The sequence below is a fragment of the Parafrankia sp. Ea1.12 genome, from assembly GCF_900465275.1.
Taxonomy (GTDB): Bacteria; Actinomycetota; Actinomycetes; order Frankiales; family Frankiaceae; genus Parafrankia; species Parafrankia soli.
The window spans coordinates 1-1259 of record NZ_UBIZ01000704.1; the positions used below are offsets into that span (position 1 = coordinate 1).

A 1259-nucleotide genomic window follows, 5' to 3' on the forward strand; every position below is an offset into this window, starting at 1 on the left:
TGAGATATCGCAGATTCGGAACAACCGGTGTCGAGGTAAGCACCCAGTGCCTGGGCACGATGAACTTCGGCCGGCTGGGAAGCACCGATCCCGACGACAACGTCCGGATCATCAACCGCGCGCTGGACGGCGGAATCAACTTCATCGACACGGCCGACGTGTACTCGCACGGCGAGAGCGAGGAGATCATCGGCCGGGCGGTGAAATCCCGCCGGGACGACGTGGTGCTGGCGACCAAGTGCTTCTTCCCCATGGGCGACCGCCTCCAGCGGGGATCCTCCCGCCGATGGATCACGCAGGCCGTCGAGGGCAGCCTGCGCCGGCTGGGCACCGACCGCATCGACCTGTACCAGATGCACAAGCTCGACTGGAACACCGACCTGGAGGAGACCCTCGGCGCCCTCACCGACCTCGTCCGCCAGGGCAAGGTCCTCTACCTGGGCTCGTCGTCGTTCCCGGCGGACTGGATCGTCGAGGCCCAGTGGGCGGCGGCCCGCCGCGGCGGCGAACGGTTCGTCTGCGAACAGCCGCAGTACTCGATCTTCGCCCGGTCGATCGAACAGGACGTCCTGCCCGCGTGCCGGCGGCACCGGATGGCGGTCATCCCCTGGAGCCCGCTCGCCGGCGGCTGGCTGACCGGCAAGTACCAGCGCGGCCAGGAGCCGCCGGCCGGCTCACGCTACGACCCGACCAGCCCGTTCATGCAGGGAACGGTCAGCTCGGCCGAAGACCGCTCCTCGCCCGCCCGGTTCGACGCCGTGGACGCCCTGCGCGGCGTCGCCGACCAGGCGGGCATCACCCTGACCGAGCTGGCCATGGCGTTCGTCTCCAGCCATCCCGCCATCACCTCGACGATCATCGGGCCGCGCACCATGAAGCACCTTGAGGACGCGCTGAACGCCGCCGACGTCGACCTCGACGCGGACGCGCTCGACGCCATCGACAAGATCGTGCCGCCCGGCACCGACATGCCCGGGATCGACCACTTCACCCAGCACCCGGCCCTCCTGCCCGCCGCCCGCCGACGTCCGTGAAGGCCGTACGCCCCAAAGCGGGCGAGATCACCGTCGTCGACCTCGACGAGCCACCGGGAGCCGGGGACGAGGTCATCCGGATCGCGGCAGCGAGCATCTGCAGCTCGGACCTGATGTACATGCGGTTCGGGCTGGAACGGGTCATCGGACATGAGCTGGCCGGCGTCCGCGCGGACGGAACCGGGGCCGTCGTGGAGGCGCTCTACGGGTGCATGGAATGCGACC

The 1259-nt window shown here is 69.5% G+C and carries 2 protein-coding genes; both read left to right on the forward strand.

Annotated elements, in window-relative coordinates; all coding sequences use genetic code 11:
- Positions 1 to 1034, forward strand: a 1034-nt coding sequence (locus FMEAI12_RS35765; protein WP_131628024.1) for an aldo/keto reductase, incomplete at its 5' end; no start/stop codon positions are given.
- On the forward strand, positions 1031 to 1259 hold a 229-nt coding region (locus FMEAI12_RS35770; protein WP_160144390.1), incomplete at its 3' end, for an alcohol dehydrogenase catalytic domain-containing protein. The genes FMEAI12_RS35765 and FMEAI12_RS35770, both read left to right, overlap by 4 nt.